Source organism: Streptomyces sp. NPDC001851 (genome assembly GCF_040297165.1).
Lineage (GTDB): Bacteria > Actinomycetota > Actinomycetes > Streptomycetales > Streptomycetaceae > Streptomyces.
Map to the genome: position 1 here is coordinate 378355 of NZ_JBEOYR010000002.1, position 16879 is coordinate 395233.

Genomic DNA, 16879 nt, shown 5'->3' on the forward strand with positions numbered 1-16879 from the left:
CGGTGTGTAGCGGCTGCCTACCCTAGGAAGTCGGTGACGGCAGGGAAGAGGTGAGGCGGGTGGCTCCGGTCGGCGGTACGGCGGTGCAGGACCATGTGGCCCTCGCCGAGATCGAGCTGTGCGGAGAGCTGATCATCGCGGCCTCCGCGGCCGAGGACCGGCTCAGCCTGGAGAGCATCGACGAGGTGCTGCGGGTGTCCGAGGAGCGCCGCGGAGATCCACCGCAAGGATCCTAGGTGCGCAGCAGGCGGCCGATGGCCTTGGTCGCCTCGTCCACCTTCGCGTCGATCTCGTCGCCCCCCTTGAGGGCCGCGTCCGCGACGCAGTGCCGCAGGTGCTCCTCCAGCAGCTGCAGCGCGAAGGACTGCAGCGCCTTGGTGGAGGCGGAGACCTGGGTGAGTATGTCGATGCAGTACGTGTCCTCGTCGACCATGCGCTGCAGGCCGCGGATCTGGCCCTCGATCCGGCGCAGCCGCTTGAGGTGCTCGTCCTTCTGCTTGTGGTAGCCGTGCGTGGCGCCGGCCTCGGTCGTCGTCATCGCTGGGCCTCCCTCTCGGACGAGCTGCGGATATATACCCCTGGTGGGTATATGGTAACGAATTCTGCGGGGTAGGAGGGCCTTCGTGCGCCCCCGTGCTGATCACTCTGCCCGATGGGCGACACTGGGATGCGGCCCGATAGCCGTGGCCGGATGATGCGCCTAGCATCAGCCTGACCGAAACCGAAGCACCCCGAGGAACCCACGTGCGCTTTCGTCTGACCCCCAGGGAGACGAGCTTCTACGACATGTTCGCCGCATCCGCGGACAACATCGTCACGGGCTCGAAGCTCCTGATGGAACTGCTCGGGGCGGACGCACCTGCCCGAGCCGAGATCGCGGAGCGTATGCGGGCCGCGGAACACGCGGGTGACGACGCCACGCACGCGATCTTCCACCAGCTGAACTCCTCGTTCATCACGCCGTTCGACCGCGAGGACATCTACTCCCTCGCCGGGTCCCTCGACGACATCATGGACTTCATGGAGGAGGCCGTCGACCTGGTCGTCCTCTACAACGTCGAGGAACTGCCGAAGGGCGTCGAGCAGCAGATCGAGGTACTGGCCCGGGCCGCCGAGCTGACGGCGGAGGCGATGCCGAACCTGCGCACGATGGACAACCTCACCGAGTACTGGATCGAGGTGAACCGCCTGGAGAACCAGGCGGACCAGATCCACCGCAAGCTCCTCGCGCAGCTCTTCAACGGCAAGTACGACGCGATCGAGGTGCTCAAGCTCAAGCAGATCGTGGACGTCCTGGAAGAGGCGGCGGACGCGTTCGAGCACGTGGCGAACACGGTGGAGACCATCGCCGTCAAGGAGTCCTGAGGCGTCGATGGACACCTTCGCCCTGGTCGTGACCATCGCGGTCGCGCTCTTCTTCACGTACACGAACGGCTTCCACGACTCGGCGAACGCGATCGCCACGTCGGTGTCGACGCGGGCGCTGACCCCGCGGGCGGCCCTCGCCATGGCAGCGGTCATGAACATGGCCGGTGCCTTCCTGGGCTCGGGCGTCGCCAAGACGGTCAGTGAGGGCCTGATCGAGACCCCGTCCGGCTCCACCGGCATGGGCATCCTCTTCGCCGCGCTGGTCGGCGCCATCACCTGGAACCTGATCACCTGGTACTTCGGCCTGCCGTCCTCCTCCTCCCACGCCCTGTTCGGCGGCCTGGTCGGCGCGGCCCTGGCGGGCGGCACCGCCGTGCACTGGAACGGCGTGGTGAACAAGATCATCATTCCGATGTTCCTGTCCCCGGTGGTGGGTCTGATCGCCGGCTACCTCGTGATGCTGGCGATCATGTGGCTGTTCCGCGGGGCCAACCCGCACAAGGCCAAGCGGGGCTTCCGTATCGCACAGACGGTCTCGGCGGCGGGCATGGCCCTGGGCCACGGCCTCCAGGACGCCCAGAAGACCATGGGTGTGGTCGTGATGGCACTGGTGATCTCCGGCCATGAGACGTTCGGCGACCCGATCCCGGTCTGGGTGAAGATCGTCTCCGCCCTGATGCTCTCCCTCGGCACCTACGCCGGCGGCTGGCGCATCATGCGCACGCTCGGCCGCAAGATCATCGAGCTGGACCCGCCGCAGGGCTTCGCGGCCGAGGCCACCGGTGCCTCGATCATGTTCGGCACGGCGTACCTCTTCAAGGCCCCGATCTCCACGACCCACGTCATCACCTCGGCGATCATGGGTGTGGGCGCCACCAAGCGCGTCAACGCCGTCCGCTGGGGCGTGGCCAAGAACATCGTCCTGGGCTGGTTCATCACGATGCCGGCCGCCGCGCTGGTCGCCGCGCTGGCCTTCGGAGTGCTCGACCTGGCGGTGCTGTAGCCGGCCGGCCTGTCACCGCTCTCCGGCCGGGTCCGCCGGCACCGAGAACAGCGGGCGGAAGTAGGAGGGGTCCGCCTTCTCCTCCACCATGCGCCCCTCGGCCTCCACCCACGCATGGGCGCCGAACGGCCGGCGGGCCCGTACTCCCACCGTCCACGTGGGCCAGGTGCCCCGTGCCCGGCACAGCAGAACGGTCGCCAGGGAGCGGGGCAGGCACCCCTCGTCCCCGGCGCAGCGGAGGCTGACGGTCACCACGGCCTCCCGGGCGGCGCGGGCCTCGGCGTACGTGGCGGCGCGGGCGCCCCGGCGCAGGCGGGTCAGTACGGCGCGGGTCCGGGCCGGGGGCTTGGCGGCCAGGCGCCGGGCGACGGCCACGGCGAGCAGGGCCAGCAGGCGGTGGCCCGGTGACAGGCGGACCTTCGTCCGGTGGGGGACGACCGAGCTCACGCGGGCTGCACCACCTTCGCCTGCCGGAGAGCGGCCAGCAGTTCTTCCACGTCCGCGCGGGCGCGTGGCTCGTCGACGTCGTACGTGGCCATCAGCCGCCCGGCGGCCTCCTGCACGGTGCTGCCGTCGAGCAGGGCGCGGAAGGCGAGGGAGGCGGTGGCGTTGAGCTGCCAGTAGCGGCCGTCCCTGCCGTCCAGGAGGACCGTTCCGTAGTCGGTGTCCACCGTTGAGACGTCGGGGTGCAGTCTCCAGGTCATGGTTGTCTCCTGCTCGGGCCTGTGGCGGGCTTCACGGGTGGGGGGCGGGCGCCGGCCGGGCGGCCGTGGCCCGGGCCCACAGTTCACAGCTGAGCGCGGACTGCATGGCCCCTTGGTGGAGGCTGTCGGTGTAGGGCAGGTCCAGCAGCTCGCGCAGCGGTCCGGGATCGATCAGGCCCAGGGCGGCCAGGCGGGAACCGTCCCACAGTTCCGCCAGTTCGCGCCGGTGCGTCTCGAAGCCCTCGGCGACGAGGGTGGTGCCGTCGCCCTTGGTCCGCCGGGTCAGCACTCCTGCCGGCATGACGTCCGCCATCGCCGCCTTGATGACGGGCTTGAACTCCCAGGGCGTGACGCGCTGTTCCGGCCGGACGGCCAGGCACGCCTGGATGACCCGGTCGTCGAGGAAGGGGGAGGTATGGCTGAAGTCCTGGGTCTCGGTCAGCTGGTGGCACTGGCGGACGAGCCGTCCGGCGTCCTGGATGGCGAGGAGGTCGTTGTGCCGGCCCCGCGTCGGCGCGAGCGGCTCGGCCGTCGCGGCGGTTTCCCGCAGGGTGCGGATGACCAGGTCCCTGGCGTCCGGGGTGAGCCATGCCGGCAGGCTCGGGAAGTGGCCCCAGTCGGACAGCGGGCTCGGGGCACGGCGGATGCGGCCGTGGGCCCGGTCGGTGAACCAGCGGCGGTAGGAGCGGCTGTCCAGCAGCCCCCGGGCCTCGGCCCCCCAGCTGCTGCGGCGCAGCTGGATCAGCACCCGCAGGCGTTGGGCGGCCAGCAGCGGGCGCCGGCGCACCAGGTCGTGGTGATAGGCCGGGTGACCGCACAGGAGCTGGTCGCCGCCGAGCCCGTCGAGGTGCAGCCGTGAGCCGTGCGCGCGGGCCCGCTCGCGTACGGCGCGCAGCCGGGGCGCGCTCAGCAGGGCGGTGGACGGCTCGTCGGGAACGCCGTCGAGCGCCATGAGGCCGCCGAAGAACTGCGGCAGTTCGCGGCTGGAGTAGACGATCCGGTTGAGGTCCGGCAGGCCGGCTGCGGCCTGCCCGGCCCACTCGGCGTCGTCGTCGGCCTGGTCGTCGTTCTCCATGGTGAGCGTGGTGAGCGAGGGCCGGTGCCGGGCGGCCAGCAGGGCGATGCTGGTGGAGTCCATGCCGCCGGAGAGGTCCGCGCTGAGGGACTGGGTGCCGTGGGCGCGCACCCGCACGGCGTCGTCCAGTGCCTGGCGCAGCAGCTGACCGCCCTCGGTCAGTGAACGCACCGGTTCGGGGGCCTGCCACCAGCGTGTGACCAGGGGCCCCCGGCCGTGCGGAGGCAGTGCCAGGTACCAGCCCGCGGGCACTGCGGAGACCTCGCGCCAGGGCGGCAGGTCGCCCAGGGGGTGGGGCAGCGCGTCCAGGGTGCGCAGGGCGAGCAGGGCCGGGTCGGGCGGGGCGTCCAGCACGGTCGCCAGGACGTCCGCGCGGTCGGCGGCGACGGTCAGTGCGCCGAGCTCACCGTGGAAGATCCGGCGCAGTCCGGAGGCGGTGCCCTGGAGGCGCAGGCGGCCCCGCACGGAGGCGACGAGATGGTAGCTGCCGGCCCAGGCCAGACCCAGTCGGTCGAGGTCGGTCACCTCGTCGATGCGGGCGGCCGCCGCGGCGAGTTCGTCCTGCGTCGCCGAGCAGTGGCCGATCACGGCGAGCCGGGTGTCGCCCCGTTCGGCTGTCAGGACCCGGTCTTCGGCCAGCCGGCCGGCCACGAAGGGCCGGCCGGACCGGTGCCTGAGCCAGATGCGCACACCGTCCGTCGGGAGCCGTCCGATGGCGGCGTTCGCGCCCTGCCCGTCCGGCAGCGCGACGAAGTACTGCCAACCAGCGTCGGCCATGTTCATGTCCTTACGGGGTGAGCCGCATCAGCGTCGGCCTAGCTGAGCCTGTTGTAGAAGTGGAAAAGGTTCTCGTAGCCGGTCAGGCCGAAGTAGCCGGTGTCCTCCTGGAAGGAGCCGCACTCGACCATCTTGGGGGCCTCGTAGGCCTGGAGCTTGTCGGTCTCCTGGAATTCGTCGCCCTGCATCACAGTTCACCTCCCCGTTGACTGGTATGACGGCTCAGAGCGGGACGCGTTTGCGGCGCGGAAGGTTGCGCGGGAACCGAGATGGCTCCCAACCGCCCAGCAATCGAGGGGACTTGCGTCTCCATCGCCGCCCTGGACCTGAACGACAGCGAATCACGCGGCTCTCCGCGATTCAAGATCCACAATCGACCGCCCTGCTATGGATATGCCGGAATGCCCTCTCCCACTTTTGCCCCATTGGCATCTCAGTTCACACGGATTGCGCTGTCAGGGACCTGGCGGCAGTGGGCCGGCGCGCGGCAAACGCGTGGGGCCCGCCCCCGGGAGCCAGGGGCGGGCCCTTTTGCGTCCTCGCGGTGGCACCGCCATGCAGCACCGCGAGGGGTCGTGCCGGCCTAGCCGAAGCGGCCGGAGATGTAGTCCTCCGTGGCCTGGACCGACGGGTTGGAGAAGATGCGCTCGGTGTCGTCGATCTCGATCAGACGGCCCGGCTGGCCCACCGCCGCCAGGTTGAAGAACGCCGTACGGTCCGAGACGCGCGCCGCCTGCTGCATGTTGTGCGTCACGATGACGATCGTGAAGCGCTCCTTCAGCTCGCCGATCAGGTCCTCGATGGCGAGGGTCGAGATCGGGTCCAGGGCGGAGCAGGGCTCGTCCATCAGCAGCACCTTCGGCTCCACCGCGATCGCGCGGGCGATGCACAGGCGCTGCTGCTGGCCGCCCGAGAGGCCGGAGCCCGGCTTGTTCAGGCGGTCCTTGACCTCGTTCCAGAGGTTCGCGCCCTTGAGGGACTTCTCGACGATGTCGTTCAGTTCCGACTTCCGGTACTTGCCGTTCAGGCGCAGGCCCGCCGCCACGTTGTCGAAGATCGACATCGTGGGGAAGGGGTTGGGGCGCTGGAAGACCATGCCGACCTCGCGGCGCACGGACACCGGGTCGATGCCGGCGCCGTACAGGTCCTCGTCGTCCAGCAGCACCTTGCCCTCGACGCGGCCACCGGGGGTGACCTCGTGCATCCGGTTCAGCGTGCGCAGGAACGTCGACTTGCCGCAGCCGGAGGGGCCGATGAACGCCGTCACCGAACGCGGCTCGACGGTCATCGAGATGTCCTCGATCGCCTTGTGGGAGCCGTAGTAGGCGGTCAGTCCGCTTACGTCGATTCGCTTGGCCATGTCGTCTACTTCACTTCCAGAAATTCAAGCTCGGTCGCTGTGTGGCCCCGCCCGGCGGAGCCGGAGATAGTCGCCTCAGCGACCGGTCTTGGGGGCCTTCCAGCGGGCGATGCCGCGGGCCACCAGGTTGAGGATCATCACGAAGGCGATCAGCGTGAGGGACGCCGCCCACGCGCGGTCGTACGCCGCGTTGGCGCCCGCGCTCTGCGCGTACTGCTGGTAGATGTACAGCGGCAGCGACGCCTGCGCGCCCTCGAACGGGTTGTTGTTGATGAACGGGTTGCCGAACACCAGCAGCAGGACCGGGGCGGTCTCGCCGGCGATGCGGGCGATGGCCAGCATGACGCCGGTGGTGATGCCGCCGATGGAGGTGGGCAGGACCACCTTCAGGATGGTCCGCCACTTCGGCACACCGAGTGCCAGTGAGGCCTCGCGCAGCTCGTTCGGGACGAGCTTGAGCATCTCCTCGGTGGAGCGCACGACGACCGGCATCATCAGGATGGCCAGCGCCAGCGAACCGGCGAAACCGAACGGCTGCATCTGGAAGATGAGCATCAGCGACAGGATGAACAGGCCGGCGACGATCGACGGGATGCCCGTCATGACGTCCACGAAGAACGTGACGGCCTTGGCGAGCTTGCCCCGCCCGTACTCCACCAGGTAGATCGCGGTGAGGATGCCGATCGGCGCACCGATGACGGTGGCGAGGCCGACCTGCTCCAGGCTGCCGATGATGGCGTGGTAGATACCGCCGCCGGGCTCGGAGTCGGCGACGACGCCCATGGAGTGGGTGAGGAAGTAGACGTCGAGGACCTTCACACCGCGCGAGACGGTCACCCAGATCAGGGAGACCAGCGGGACGACGGCGAGCAGGAAGGCCACCCAGACGAAGGAGGTGGCGACCCGGTCCTTGGCCTGCCGGCGGCCCTCCACCCTGGAGGCGATGGCATAGGTGCCGACGACGAAGAGGACCGCGGCGATCAGACCCCACTGGATCTTGCTGCTGAGGCCGCCGATCAGGCCGATGGCCGCGGCGACGACGACCGAGCCGGCGGCGATGGCCCACGGGGACCACTTCGGGAGGCTGGCGCCGCGCAGCGTGCTGGGGCGCTTGTCGGTGACGGCTGCGGTGGTCATGCGTTGGCCCCCGAGTACTCCTTGCGGCGGGCGATGATCGCGCGGGCCGCGCCGTTGACCAGCAGGGTGATGACGAACAGGACGAGACCGGAGGCGATCAGCGCGTCGCGGCCCTGCTCGGTGGCCTCACCGAACTTGCTGGCGATGTTCTGGGCGAAGGTGCCGCCGCCCGGGTTCAGCAGGCTGAGGTGGATGACGTAGTCCGGGGAGAGCACGGTGGCGACGGCCATCGTCTCGCCGAGGGCGCGGCCGAGGCCGAGCATGGACGCGGAGATCACACCGGAGCGGCCGAAGGGCAGCACGGCCATGCGGACGACCTCCCAGCGGGTGGCGCCGAGGGCCAGCGCGGCCTCCTCGTGCATCCGCGGGACCTGCCGGAACACCTCACGGCTGACGTTGGTGATGATCGGCAGGATCATGATCGCCAGCAGGATGCCGACGGTGAGCATGGCGCGGGGGGCGCCGTCGTCCCAGGAGAAGAGCCCGGTCCAGCCGAAGTAGTCGTTCAGCCAGCCGTACAGGCCCGTCATGTGCGGGACGAGGATCAGGGCGCCCCAGAGGCCGTAGACGATGGACGGCACGGCGGCGAGCAGGTCGATCACATAGGCGATGGGACCGCGCAGCCGGCGGGGGGCGTAGTGGGTGAGGAACAGCGCGATCGCGACGGCGACGGGGACCGCGATCACCATGGCGATGATCGAGGAGACGACCGTGCCGTAGGCCAGCACCGCGATGCCGAAGCTCGGCGGGGTGAGGTTGGTGTTCCACTCGAAGGTGGTCAGGAAGTTCCCGTGGTCCTTGCTGATCGCGAGGGAGGCACGGTAGGTGAGGAAGACCGCGATCGCGGCCATGATCACCAGCAGCAGGATGCCGGAGCCGCGGGACAGGCCGAGGAAGACGCGGTCGCCGGGGCGGGACGCGCCGCGGGCGTTGCGCTTCTGCTCGGTCGCCGTGGGCTGGGGCGTGGGGGGAGGTGCGTCGGTTGTCTTGGTCGATATGTCCATCGGGATCTCCGGTCTGCGGAGCCGGGCGCCCTCACGGGCGGCGGCTCATGGCGGCGGTGCACCGGACGGTGCGGCCCGGGCCCTGTCGGGCACGGGCCGCACTCTCGGATCAGGTCAGCTCAGGCCCTCGATGGTGGTGCGGACCTTGGCGATGATCTCGTCGGGGATCGGGGCGTAGTCGATGCTCGACAGCGCCTTCTGGCCGTCCTCGCTGGCGATGTAGCGCAGGAAGGCCTTGGTGGCCGGCAGGGTGTCGGCCTTGTTGCCCTTGTCGCAGACGATCTCGTACGTCACCAGGGTGATCGGGTAGGCGCCCTCGGCCTTGGTGGCGTAGTCCAGCTTCAGCGACAGGTCCTTGCCGGTGCCGACGACCTTGGCGGCCGCGATGTCGGCGGTGGCGCTCTCCACGGACGGCTTGACCGGGGCCTTGGCGCCGGTGGCGATGGAGACGGTGCTCATGTCCTTGGCGTAGGACAGCTCGAAGTAGCCGATCGCGCCGGAGTTCTGCTTGACGCCCTGAGCCACACCGGCGGAGCCGGAGGCCGCCTGGCCGCCCTGCGCCTGCCAGGCCTTGCCGCCGGAGTACTTCCAGTTGGCCGGGGTGGTGGCGATCAGGTACTTGGTGAAGTTGTCCGTCGTACCGGAGTCCTCGGAACGGTGGAAGGCCTGGATCTTCAGGTCGGGCAGCTTCGCCGACGGGTTCAGCTTCTTGATCGCCGGGTCGTTCCAGTTCTTGATCTTGCTGTCGAAGATCTTGGCGATCGTCGGGGCGTCCAGGACCAGGTTGTCGACACCCGGGACGTTGTAGCCGAGGGCGATCGGGCCGCCGACCATCGGCAGGTCGATGCCCTGGCCGCCGGAGCAGACCTTCTTGGAGGCGGTGACGTCTTCCGGCTTCAGCGCGGAGTCCGAACCGGCGAACGCGAGCTGGCCCTGGTTGAAGGAGGTGACACCGGCACCGGAGCCGCCGCCCTTGTAGTTGATCTGCACGCCACAGGCCTGCGAGAACGCCTTGACCCACGCGTCGATCGCGTTCTTCTGCGCGGAGGAGCCGTCGGCCAGCAGCTGGCCCTTGGCGCCGTCGCACTTGACCGAGGAAGCGTTGGCGGAGCCGGACGGGTTGCCCGAGCCCTTGCCGCCGCCGTTGTCGTCGGAGCCGCACGCCGTCAGGGCCAGGGCGCCGGTCACGGCGATCGCACCGAGCGAAAGGGCGCGCAGCCGGTTCTTGCGCTGAAGCTTCACTTTCGGGAGTTCCTTCCAGGAGCCGCCGCTGTCGGCGGCGTGCGAGGTGGTGAGGTGCCCGAGCGCATAAAGGACCGTGCTCGGCACCGTGCACGGCCGAAATTAGGCAGAACAGGTGAAGCCGCCGATGGCCGGAAGTGAACGAGGGGTGAACCCCTGCCGTCGGCCCGGTGAGGTCACGGAATGCTCACGGGGAGAACACATGAAGGTTCCGGCGGCCGGGTTGCGCGCACATGTATGCGACGTTCGTTTCCCTGTGCGCGAACTGTTACGAACCAATGTGCTCATGGGGTCGTCTCACCCCAGGAAGGGCCAAGGGGGCCCGCGGAGAGGCGACAGACGACGATGCACATGGAACGCCGTACGTTCATCGCGGGCGGCACGGCCGCGCTGGCCGCGACCGCGCTGACCGGCTGCGGCACGGGCTCGGGCAGGTCCACCACGGCGGCCACGGGCTCATCGTCGCTCACGTCCCTCAAGACCACCAGCGCACAGGCCGCCGCGAACTGGGCGGGCCTCGCCCGTGACCTGGACGGGCCCCTGATCCGGCCCGGCGACGCGACGTGGAAGACGGCCCACCAGCTGTACAACACCCGCTTCGACGGTCTGAAACCGGCCGCGGTGGCCTACGCGGCGCACACCGACGACATCCGTACGACCCTGGCGTACGCCCACGCGCACAACATACGGGTGTCGATACGCAACGGCGGCCACTCCTACGCGGGCTACTCCTCCGGCGACAACCGCCTCATCCTCGACGTGTCCCGGCTGAACCGCATACGCGTCAGCGGCGGGCAGGCGGTGGTCGGCGCCGGCTCCAAGCTGATCGACGTCTACCGGGCGCTGGCCGCGAAGGGCGTGACCATACCCGCCGGCTCCTGCCCCACCGTCGGCGTCTCCGGCCTCGTCCTCGGCGGCGGCCACGGCGTCGCCTCCCGCGCCTACGGCCTGACCTGCGACAGCCTCACCCAGGCGACGCTGATCACCGCCGACGGCACCCAGGTGACCGCTGACGCGAAGAACCACTCCGACCTGTTCTGGGCGCTGCGCGGCGCGGGCAACGGCAACTTCGGCGTCGTCACCGAGCTGCACTTCAGGACCCACCCGGCGCCGCAGGCGGTCACCGCGTACCTGACGTGGCCCTGGGCGAAGGCCGCGGCCGTGCTGAAGGCCTGGCAGGAGTGGGGCCCGAGCCAGCCCGACGAGATCTGGTCCTCCCTGCACCTGGCCGCCACGCCGGGCGGCACCCCGACCATCTCCGTGGCCTGCTTCTCCCTCGGCACCTACGGCGAACTGCAGAACGCCGTGGACCGCCTGGCCCACGCGGCCGGTGCGAACGCCACCTCCGTCAGCCTGCGCCGCCGGGGCTACGAGGAGGCGATGGAGATCTACGCCGGCTGCTCCTCCTTCTCCACCGACGCCCAGTGCCATCTGCCCGGCTCCACCCCGGGCCGCTCCCCGCAGGGGAAGCTCGGCCGGGAGACGTACGCGGCCCGCTCCGACTTCTTCGACCGCTCCCTGTCCGCGGCGGGCATCCAGACGGTGCTGCGGCAGATCAGCTCGGTGCGGGGCGGCGGGGGCAGCATCGCGTTCACGGCCCTCGGCGGCGCGGTCAACCGCGTCTCGCCCACGGCGACGGCGTTCGTCCACCGCCGCTCCCGGATGCTGGCGCAGTACATCGCGTCCTGGGGAGCCGGGGCCTCCGGCGGTTCGGCGCAGTCGTGGTTGACGTCGGCCCACCAGGCGATGGCTCCTTACGCCTCCGGGGCGGCGTACCAGAACTACACGGATGCGACGCTGCGGGACTGGAAGAAGGCGTACTACGGGGACGCGGTGAGCCGGCTGGGCAAGGTGAAGCAGCAGTACGACCCCGCCCGCTTCTTCTCGTACGCGCAGGGCCTGTAGGGGGGCACGCGGGGGACTCCGACTGCGGGCACGTGATGGCTGGTCGCGCAGTTCCCCGCGCCCCTCACGGGGCGCAGTGGCACCCCGACCGGCACCGGCTCAGGGCTACGCCGCCAGATCACGTTCCTCGGACTCGACCGGCTTACGGGCACCGGGAAGTACCGCGCCCTCACGTGCCCGGCTCACCGACCGCCCTCTCACGATCCACCCCGCCCGCGGCGACCGCTCCACCGCCCGCAGCAAGGGGGTGAGCAGCGCCATCGCCAACGGTGACAGCAGCAGTGCGACCGCCGTGCCGAGCGCGAACCCGCCGACGACGTCCGTCGGATAGTGCACCCCCATGTACACCCGGCAGAAGCCCTCCAGCAGCGCCAGCCCGATCCCGGCGATGCCGAACCGGCGGTTGGCGACGAACAGTCCCACGCCCAGCGCCATGGTGATGGTCGCGTGGTCGCTGACGAAGGAGAAGTCGGTCTTGCCGGAGACGAGGACGTCGAGCCCCTGGTGTTGCACGAAGGGCCGGGGTCTCTCCACGAACCCCCGGATGGGCACGTTCACCAGCACGGCGACACCGGCCGCGAGCGGCGCCCACACCAGCGCGGCGACGGAGGAGGCGGCATCCTCGCCGCCCCGGCGCCGCACGGACCACCAGCACCACAGCACCAGCAGGACCATGGCGAGCAGCAGGCCGTACTCACCGACGAACTCCATGACCCGGTCGAACCAGTGCGGGGCGTCCTTGGCCAGGCCGTTGATGTCGTAGAGCAGCTCGACGTCGGGGTTCGATCCGGATTCGGCGAGTACAGCCATGGTGCTGCGGCCCCTTCGTCGGCTACGGGACGCCTGACGTCCGCTCGGCTACGTCAACAGGAACGCACGACCCCCATCAATACGTTCCACTCTCCACGGAAAGATCACGCAGACGTTATCGAAGAGAGACTCATCATCGCAGCTCAGGGGGGTGGTTGACGCAGGGTGCACACCGTCTCAAACCGTCGTGGGGAGCGCTTTTGCGCCATCCGCGGTGACCCGGGTGGCGCCGAAGTAGTCCGGCAGGTCGATGGGATCGAACCGGATGACGGCCCCGGTGCGCGGCGCGTCGATCATGTATCCGCCGCCCACGTAGATACCCACGTGATGGATGGCCCGTGAGTCGCTGCGGTCGGTGGAGAAGAACACCAGGTCACCCGGGAGGAGCTGGTCGCGCGAGGGATGCGGGCCCGCGTTGTACTGGTCGTTGGCCACGCGCGGCAGGGTGATCCCGACCTTCGCGTACGCCGCCTGGGTGAGCCCCGAGCAGTCGAACCGCCCGCCCTGCGCGGCCGATCCCTCGCCGCCCCACAGATAGGGCGTCCCCAGCTTGCTCTGCGCGAAGGCGATCGCACCGGCGGCCTGCCGGGTGGGGTCGAGCCGGCTGACGGGCGCGGCGAAGCTCTGCTCCAGGCTGCGGATCCGCTTGACGTAGTTCTGCGTCTCGCTGATGGACGGGACCCCGCCGGCCCTTATGACGCGGTCGGCACCGGCGTTGTAGGCGGCGAGCATGTTGTCGGAGACGTTGCCCGGTACGCCCTTCACGTCCTTGGCGAGTTCGCAGTCGTACGAAGCGGCCGACGGGATCGCGTCGTTGGGGTCCCAGATGTCCCGCTTGCCGTCGCCGTTGCCGTCGATGCCGTGCGTGGCCCACGTGCCGGGGATGAACTGGGCGATGCCGCGCGCGTCGGCGGGGCTGACGACGGTCGGGTTCCAGCCGCTCTCCTGGTACAGCTGGGCGGCGAGCAGCGCCGGAGTGAGCGCCGGGCACAGGTTGCCCCACTGCTGCACGAGCGACTTGTAGGCGGCCGGTACGGCCCCCTTCGCGAGCCCCCGGCTGCCCGAGGTGGCCGAGTGGAGGAGGTTTCCGGCGACGACGTACACCCCGACGACGAGCAGCATGACGAAGCTCAGCCCGCCCCCCACGAGGGCACCACCGACGACCCACGCCTTACGCACCGTCAACCGCCCCTCGCCACCGGCAAGTCCACCCGCAGCAGTCTAAGAGCGGACCCGTCCCGGCACGAGAACCCGTGACCGGCGAGGAACGACCCGGCAGTGCCGCCCCCCTGACGCAATATCACACTGCGGCACGTGCCGCCGTGGCCGCCGTGGCGCTCAGGAGGCGCCGGCCGCGTCCTTGTACAGCTCCGCCGCCTCGCTCCGCAGCACCACGCTGTACGACACGTCGTCGGTCGTGCCGCCCTCGTCACGGCCGCCGAGCACCCCGACCACCTGCCCGTCGCCGTTGATCCAGGGGCTGCCGCTGGTGCCGACGGTGAAGGCGGGGCAGTTGATGCGCTGCTGGCTGCTGCCGTCCGGGACCGGCTTGTTGGTGCAGCTGATGGGCGTCTCGCGGGGGTCGGGGTAGCCGACGAGCGTCACGGCGGTGGCGCCGGTGGCGATGCCGGGCACGAACCGGTTGCCGCCCACCACGTCCTCGATGCGCCTGCCGTCCAGCTCGGCGACGGTGGCGAAGGCCAGGTCGCTGTCCTCGTCCTGGTTCTTGGCCCAGCCGTCGGGCAGGTACCGCCGGTCCACCTTCCACACCCCGTACGGCGCCTTCCCGTCCCGGTAGCCCGGTGCGAACACCAGTGCGTTGTCGGCGTTGCTGACGCAGTGTGCGGCGGTGACGATGAGGTCGCGCTGCGGGCTGTGCACGACCGAGGCCGTGCAGAAGTGGCCGCCGGCCAGGTGGTCGGCCCGGTCCGCGCCGAACAGCGCGCCGACCCGCAGCGTGTGCCGGTTGGCCACGGCGTCGACGGTGACCCCCAACGGGCCCGGTCCGTCATCCGCGGCCGCCACGGAGGCCGAGGTCAACGCGAGCATCACCACGGCGCCGAGCAGCGCGGGACGCGAGGTGAACGAGGAGCGGCGTGAGGAGCGCTTCATCGGCTCCCACTCTGGCGCAGGAAGGTGAGAATCGCGCTGCGACTTCGCTGAGATTTTCCTGTGAATCGCCCCGGCGCCGCCAGACCTCTCCGATGAACTCTTGCGTGTACCGGGACGTAGTACCTGTAGGCCCTCTTTATCCGGAAAGACAGCCCTTCGCTCAGAACATCATGATCAGAAGGCGATGAGTCGGATGGCAACCTCGACCTCCACGGCCCGTACCCGCACCCGTACGGCACTCGGCACCACAGCGGTCGCCTTCACCGCCGCCCTCGTTCTGGCCGCCTGCTCGGGCGGAGGCGGCAGCGGTCACGCGAGCCCGAGCGGCCCGGCGAAGGCCGGCCAGGGCACCCGGGTGACGGTCACCGAGACGGAGTACGCGCTGAAACTGTCCCGGTCGTCCTTCACCCCGGGCACCTACACCTTCGTCTCCGACAACCACGGCAAGATCACGCACGCCCTGTCGATCGACGGACCGGGCGTGGAGGACGCCAAGACCAGGAACATCGACAGCGGTCAGCAGGCCACTCTGACGGTGACCCTCAAGAAGGGCACCTACGACCTGTACTGCCCGGTCGACGGTCACAAGCAGCTCGGCATGGACAAGCACATCACGGTCGGCTGAGCGGCTTCAGCCCCCACGACACCCCGGTCAGCTCCTCCGACAGCGTCCACAGCCGGCGGGCCGCCCCGGGGTCGCAGGCCGCCGCGCTGCGGCCGACCAGGGTGGGGGCCCCGCGCATCTCACCGAGGCCGGCGGGGCCCACGTACGACGCTCCGGGAAGGTCCTGGCTCGCGGCGTAGAGCGTGGGCAGGGCACCGGCCTCGCCGCTCTGCGCGAACACCTTGTTGCCGACCGCCATGACGGCCCTGGCCAGCGGGTTCGCGGTGTGGCTCTGGAGATTGGTGGCCGCGTAGCCGGGGTGCGCGGCGAGGGCGCGTACGGGGGAGCCGGCCTCGGTGAGGCGGCGCTGGAGCTCCAGGGTGAAGAGGAGGTTCGCCAGCTTGGACTGGGCGTAGGCACGGGTCGGGGTGTAGCGGCCGCGCAGGTTGACGTCCTCGAAGTGGATCACTCCGTCGCCGAAGCGGTGGTAGGCGGAGGACACCGTCACCACCCGGTCCGTCACATGCGGCAGGAGCAGGTTGGTCAGCGCGAAGTGGCCGAGGTGGTTCGTGCCGAACTGCATCTCGAAGCCCTGCTTGGTGCGCCGCTCCGGCAGCATCATCACGCCCGCGTTGTTGATCAGCAGGTCCAGCGGGCGGTCCCAGGCGTCCGCGAACTCCCGCACCGAGTCCAGGTCGGCCAGGTCCAGCCGGCGCACCTCGGTGCTGCCGCCCGCCTTCGCCGCGGCGGCGCCGCCCCGCGCGAGGTCCCGTACGGCGAACACCACATGCGCGCCGGCCCGGGCCAGCGCCTGAGCGGTGGCGAGGCCGAGGCCGCTGTTGGCACCGGTGATCAGGGCCGTACGGCCGGTCTGGTCGGGCAGGCGGGTCGCGTTCCATGCATCGGTCATGCCCTTAAAGTAGGCACCGACAACAATGCTGTCAATGACAACATCAAGTTACGATGGTCCGCATGCCGCGCATGTGCCCGTCGCCGAAGAACCGCCCCTATCACCACGGAGACCTGCGCGCCGCCCTGCTCAAGAGCGCCGAGCGCACCCTGCGCGACAAGGGGGCCGGCGCACTCTCGCTGCGCGAGCTGGCCCGGGACGCCGGGGTGAGCCACGCCGCCCCCGGCCGGCACTTCAAGGACAAGCAGGCCCTGCTCGACGCCCTCGCGCTGGACGGGTACGAGCGTCTGAACCAGGCCCTGAGCGCCGCGGCCGACCGGCCGGAGCAGTCCTTCGAGGAGCGGATGACGGCCCTCGCGCGGGCCTACCTCGGCTTCGCCGTCGACAACCCGGAGCTGCTGGAGCTGATGTTCGCGCGCAAGCACGATCCCGACAGCTCCGCGCAGCTGGCCGCGGCCGTCGATGCCTCCCTCGGCTCCTTCACCCGGATGGTCGCGGACGCCCAGCGGCGCGGCGAGATGGTCGAGGGCGACCCCGAACGGATCACCCTGGTCGCCGCCGCGAGCCTGCACGGCCTCGCCGCCCTCATCGCCAGCTGCGCGCTCGACGCCGAGGAGACGATGAGCGGCCTGGGCGCGCACGTCCACCTGCTGCTGCACGGCCTCATGCCCCGCTGAACCCGGCCGCCGCCTGTGAGGGCCCTGTGCTCCCGGTCAAGCGGCGCCCAGCACAGCGCCAGCACAGCGCCATTGATCAGTAAGCCCCCGGCCTCCTTGAGTAACGCAGAAGTCAGGATTCCGAAAGCCCCTTGTTGTCGCGTACTCAACAAGCGAGTGTCGTGAGCGGGCCGCCGCCCCCACCGGTCACC

The 16879-nt window shown here is 70.1% G+C and carries 19 protein-coding genes; 6 read left to right on the forward strand and 13 right to left on the reverse strand.

Annotation, left to right across the window (positions count from 1 at the left end; translation table 11 throughout):
• Positions 1-50: 50 nt before the first annotated feature.
• A complete protein-coding gene (locus ABT171_RS04870) occupies positions 51-236 on the forward strand; it encodes a hypothetical protein (protein WP_351239846.1) in 186 nt (61 codons plus the stop codon).
• Here ABT171_RS04870 and ABT171_RS04875 read toward each other — a convergent pair.
• Entirely contained in the window at positions 233-538 is a 306-nt protein-coding gene (locus ABT171_RS04875; protein WP_020940900.1) for a metal-sensitive transcriptional regulator, read from the reverse strand. The genes ABT171_RS04870 and ABT171_RS04875 overlap by 4 nt on opposite strands.
• A 206-nt stretch (positions 539-744) precedes the next feature.
• On the opposite strand from ABT171_RS04875, the gene ABT171_RS04880 reads away from it, so the two are divergent.
• Positions 745-1365: a DUF47 domain-containing protein gene (locus ABT171_RS04880; protein WP_351239849.1), complete on the forward strand. Its 621-nt coding sequence runs from the start codon at positions 745-747 to the stop codon at positions 1363-1365.
• A 7-nt stretch (positions 1366-1372) separates the two neighbouring features.
• Positions 1373-2371, forward strand: a complete 999-nt coding sequence (locus ABT171_RS04885; RefSeq protein WP_351239851.1) for an inorganic phosphate transporter — start codon at positions 1373-1375, stop codon at positions 2369-2371.
• A gap of 12 nt (positions 2372-2383) precedes the next feature.
• On the opposite strand, the gene ABT171_RS04890 is transcribed toward ABT171_RS04885, so the two are convergent.
• The 8 genes from ABT171_RS04890 to pstS all read right to left on the reverse strand — a co-directional run bounded on the left by ABT171_RS04890 (position 2384) and on the right by pstS (position 9670).
• Positions 2384-2818, reverse strand: a complete 435-nt coding sequence (locus ABT171_RS04890; RefSeq protein WP_351239853.1) for a lasso peptide biosynthesis B2 protein — start codon at positions 2816-2818, stop codon at positions 2384-2386.
• Positions 2815-3075, reverse strand: coding sequence for a lasso peptide biosynthesis PqqD family chaperone (locus ABT171_RS04895; protein WP_351239855.1), 261 nt, complete (start codon positions 3073-3075; stop codon positions 2815-2817). Before ABT171_RS04895 ends, ABT171_RS04890 begins: the two co-directional genes overlap by 4 nt.
• Before the next feature lie 31 nt (positions 3076-3106).
• Positions 3107-4927: an asparagine synthase-related protein gene (locus ABT171_RS04900; RefSeq protein WP_351239857.1), complete on the reverse strand. Its 1821-nt coding sequence runs from the start codon at positions 4925-4927 to the stop codon at positions 3107-3109.
• Positions 4928-4965: 38 nt separating this feature from the next.
• A complete protein-coding gene (locus ABT171_RS04905; RefSeq protein WP_351239859.1) occupies positions 4966-5115 on the reverse strand; it encodes a keywimysin-related RiPP in 150 nt (49 codons plus the stop codon).
• A 395-nt stretch (positions 5116-5510) separates the two neighbouring features.
• Positions 5511-6287 carry a phosphate ABC transporter ATP-binding protein PstB gene (gene pstB, locus ABT171_RS04910; RefSeq protein ID WP_351239861.1) on the reverse strand — a complete coding sequence of 259 codons (777 nt, stop codon included), beginning with the start codon at positions 6285-6287 and terminating at the stop codon, positions 5511-5513.
• Positions 6288-6362: 75 nt separating this feature from the next.
• Positions 6363-7424 carry a phosphate ABC transporter permease PstA gene (gene pstA, locus ABT171_RS04915; RefSeq protein WP_351239863.1) on the reverse strand — a complete coding sequence of 354 codons (1062 nt, stop codon included), beginning with the start codon at positions 7422-7424 and terminating at the stop codon, positions 6363-6365.
• Positions 7421-8428, reverse strand: coding sequence for a phosphate ABC transporter permease subunit PstC (gene pstC, locus ABT171_RS04920; RefSeq protein WP_351239865.1), 1008 nt, complete (start codon positions 8426-8428; stop codon positions 7421-7423). The genes pstA and pstC overlap by 4 nt, the downstream gene beginning before the upstream one ends.
• 114 nt (positions 8429-8542) lie before the next feature.
• Entirely contained in the window at positions 8543-9670 is a 1128-nt protein-coding gene (gene pstS / locus ABT171_RS04925) for a phosphate ABC transporter substrate-binding protein PstS (RefSeq protein ID WP_351239928.1), read from the reverse strand.
• A gap of 351 nt (positions 9671-10021) precedes the next feature.
• On the opposite strand from pstS, the gene ABT171_RS04930 reads away from it, so the two are divergent.
• On the forward strand, positions 10022-11575 hold the full coding sequence (locus ABT171_RS04930) for an FAD-binding oxidoreductase (protein ID WP_351239867.1): 1554 nt from the start codon (positions 10022-10024) through the stop codon (positions 11573-11575).
• Positions 11576-11680: 105 nt separating this feature from the next.
• Here ABT171_RS04930 and ABT171_RS04935 read toward each other — a convergent pair whose 3' ends face one another.
• From ABT171_RS04935 to ABT171_RS04945, 3 genes are all read right to left on the reverse strand, one after another.
• Positions 11681-12385 (reverse strand): phosphatase PAP2 family protein, encoded by a 705-nt coding sequence (locus tag ABT171_RS04935; RefSeq protein WP_351239869.1) that lies wholly within the window; start codon positions 12383-12385, stop codon positions 11681-11683.
• 177 nt (positions 12386-12562) lie between these two features.
• Positions 12563-13570, reverse strand: a complete 1008-nt coding sequence (locus ABT171_RS04940; protein WP_351239871.1) for a C40 family peptidase — start codon at positions 13568-13570, stop codon at positions 12563-12565.
• Between the two features lie 153 nt (positions 13571-13723).
• Positions 13724-14497: a trypsin-like serine peptidase gene (locus ABT171_RS04945; RefSeq protein ID WP_351239873.1), complete on the reverse strand. Its 774-nt coding sequence runs from the start codon at positions 14495-14497 to the stop codon at positions 13724-13726.
• Between the two features lie 193 nt (positions 14498-14690).
• Here ABT171_RS04945 and ABT171_RS04950 point away from each other — a divergent pair, with 193 nt between their 5' ends.
• A complete protein-coding gene (locus tag ABT171_RS04950; protein ID WP_351239875.1) occupies positions 14691-15122 on the forward strand; it encodes a copper-binding protein in 432 nt (143 codons plus the stop codon).
• On the opposite strand, the gene ABT171_RS04955 is transcribed toward ABT171_RS04950, so the two are convergent.
• Positions 15109-16011: an oxidoreductase gene (locus ABT171_RS04955; protein ID WP_351239877.1), complete on the reverse strand. Its 903-nt coding sequence runs from the start codon at positions 16009-16011 to the stop codon at positions 15109-15111. The two genes, ABT171_RS04950 and ABT171_RS04955, sit on opposite strands and share 14 nt — an antisense overlap.
• 71 nt (positions 16012-16082) lie before the next feature.
• Between ABT171_RS04955 and ABT171_RS04960 the strand changes: the two genes are divergently transcribed.
• Positions 16083-16688, forward strand: a complete 606-nt coding sequence (locus tag ABT171_RS04960; RefSeq protein ID WP_503073738.1) for a TetR/AcrR family transcriptional regulator — start codon at positions 16083-16085, stop codon at positions 16686-16688.
• The last annotated feature ends 191 nt before the right edge of the window (positions 16689-16879 follow it).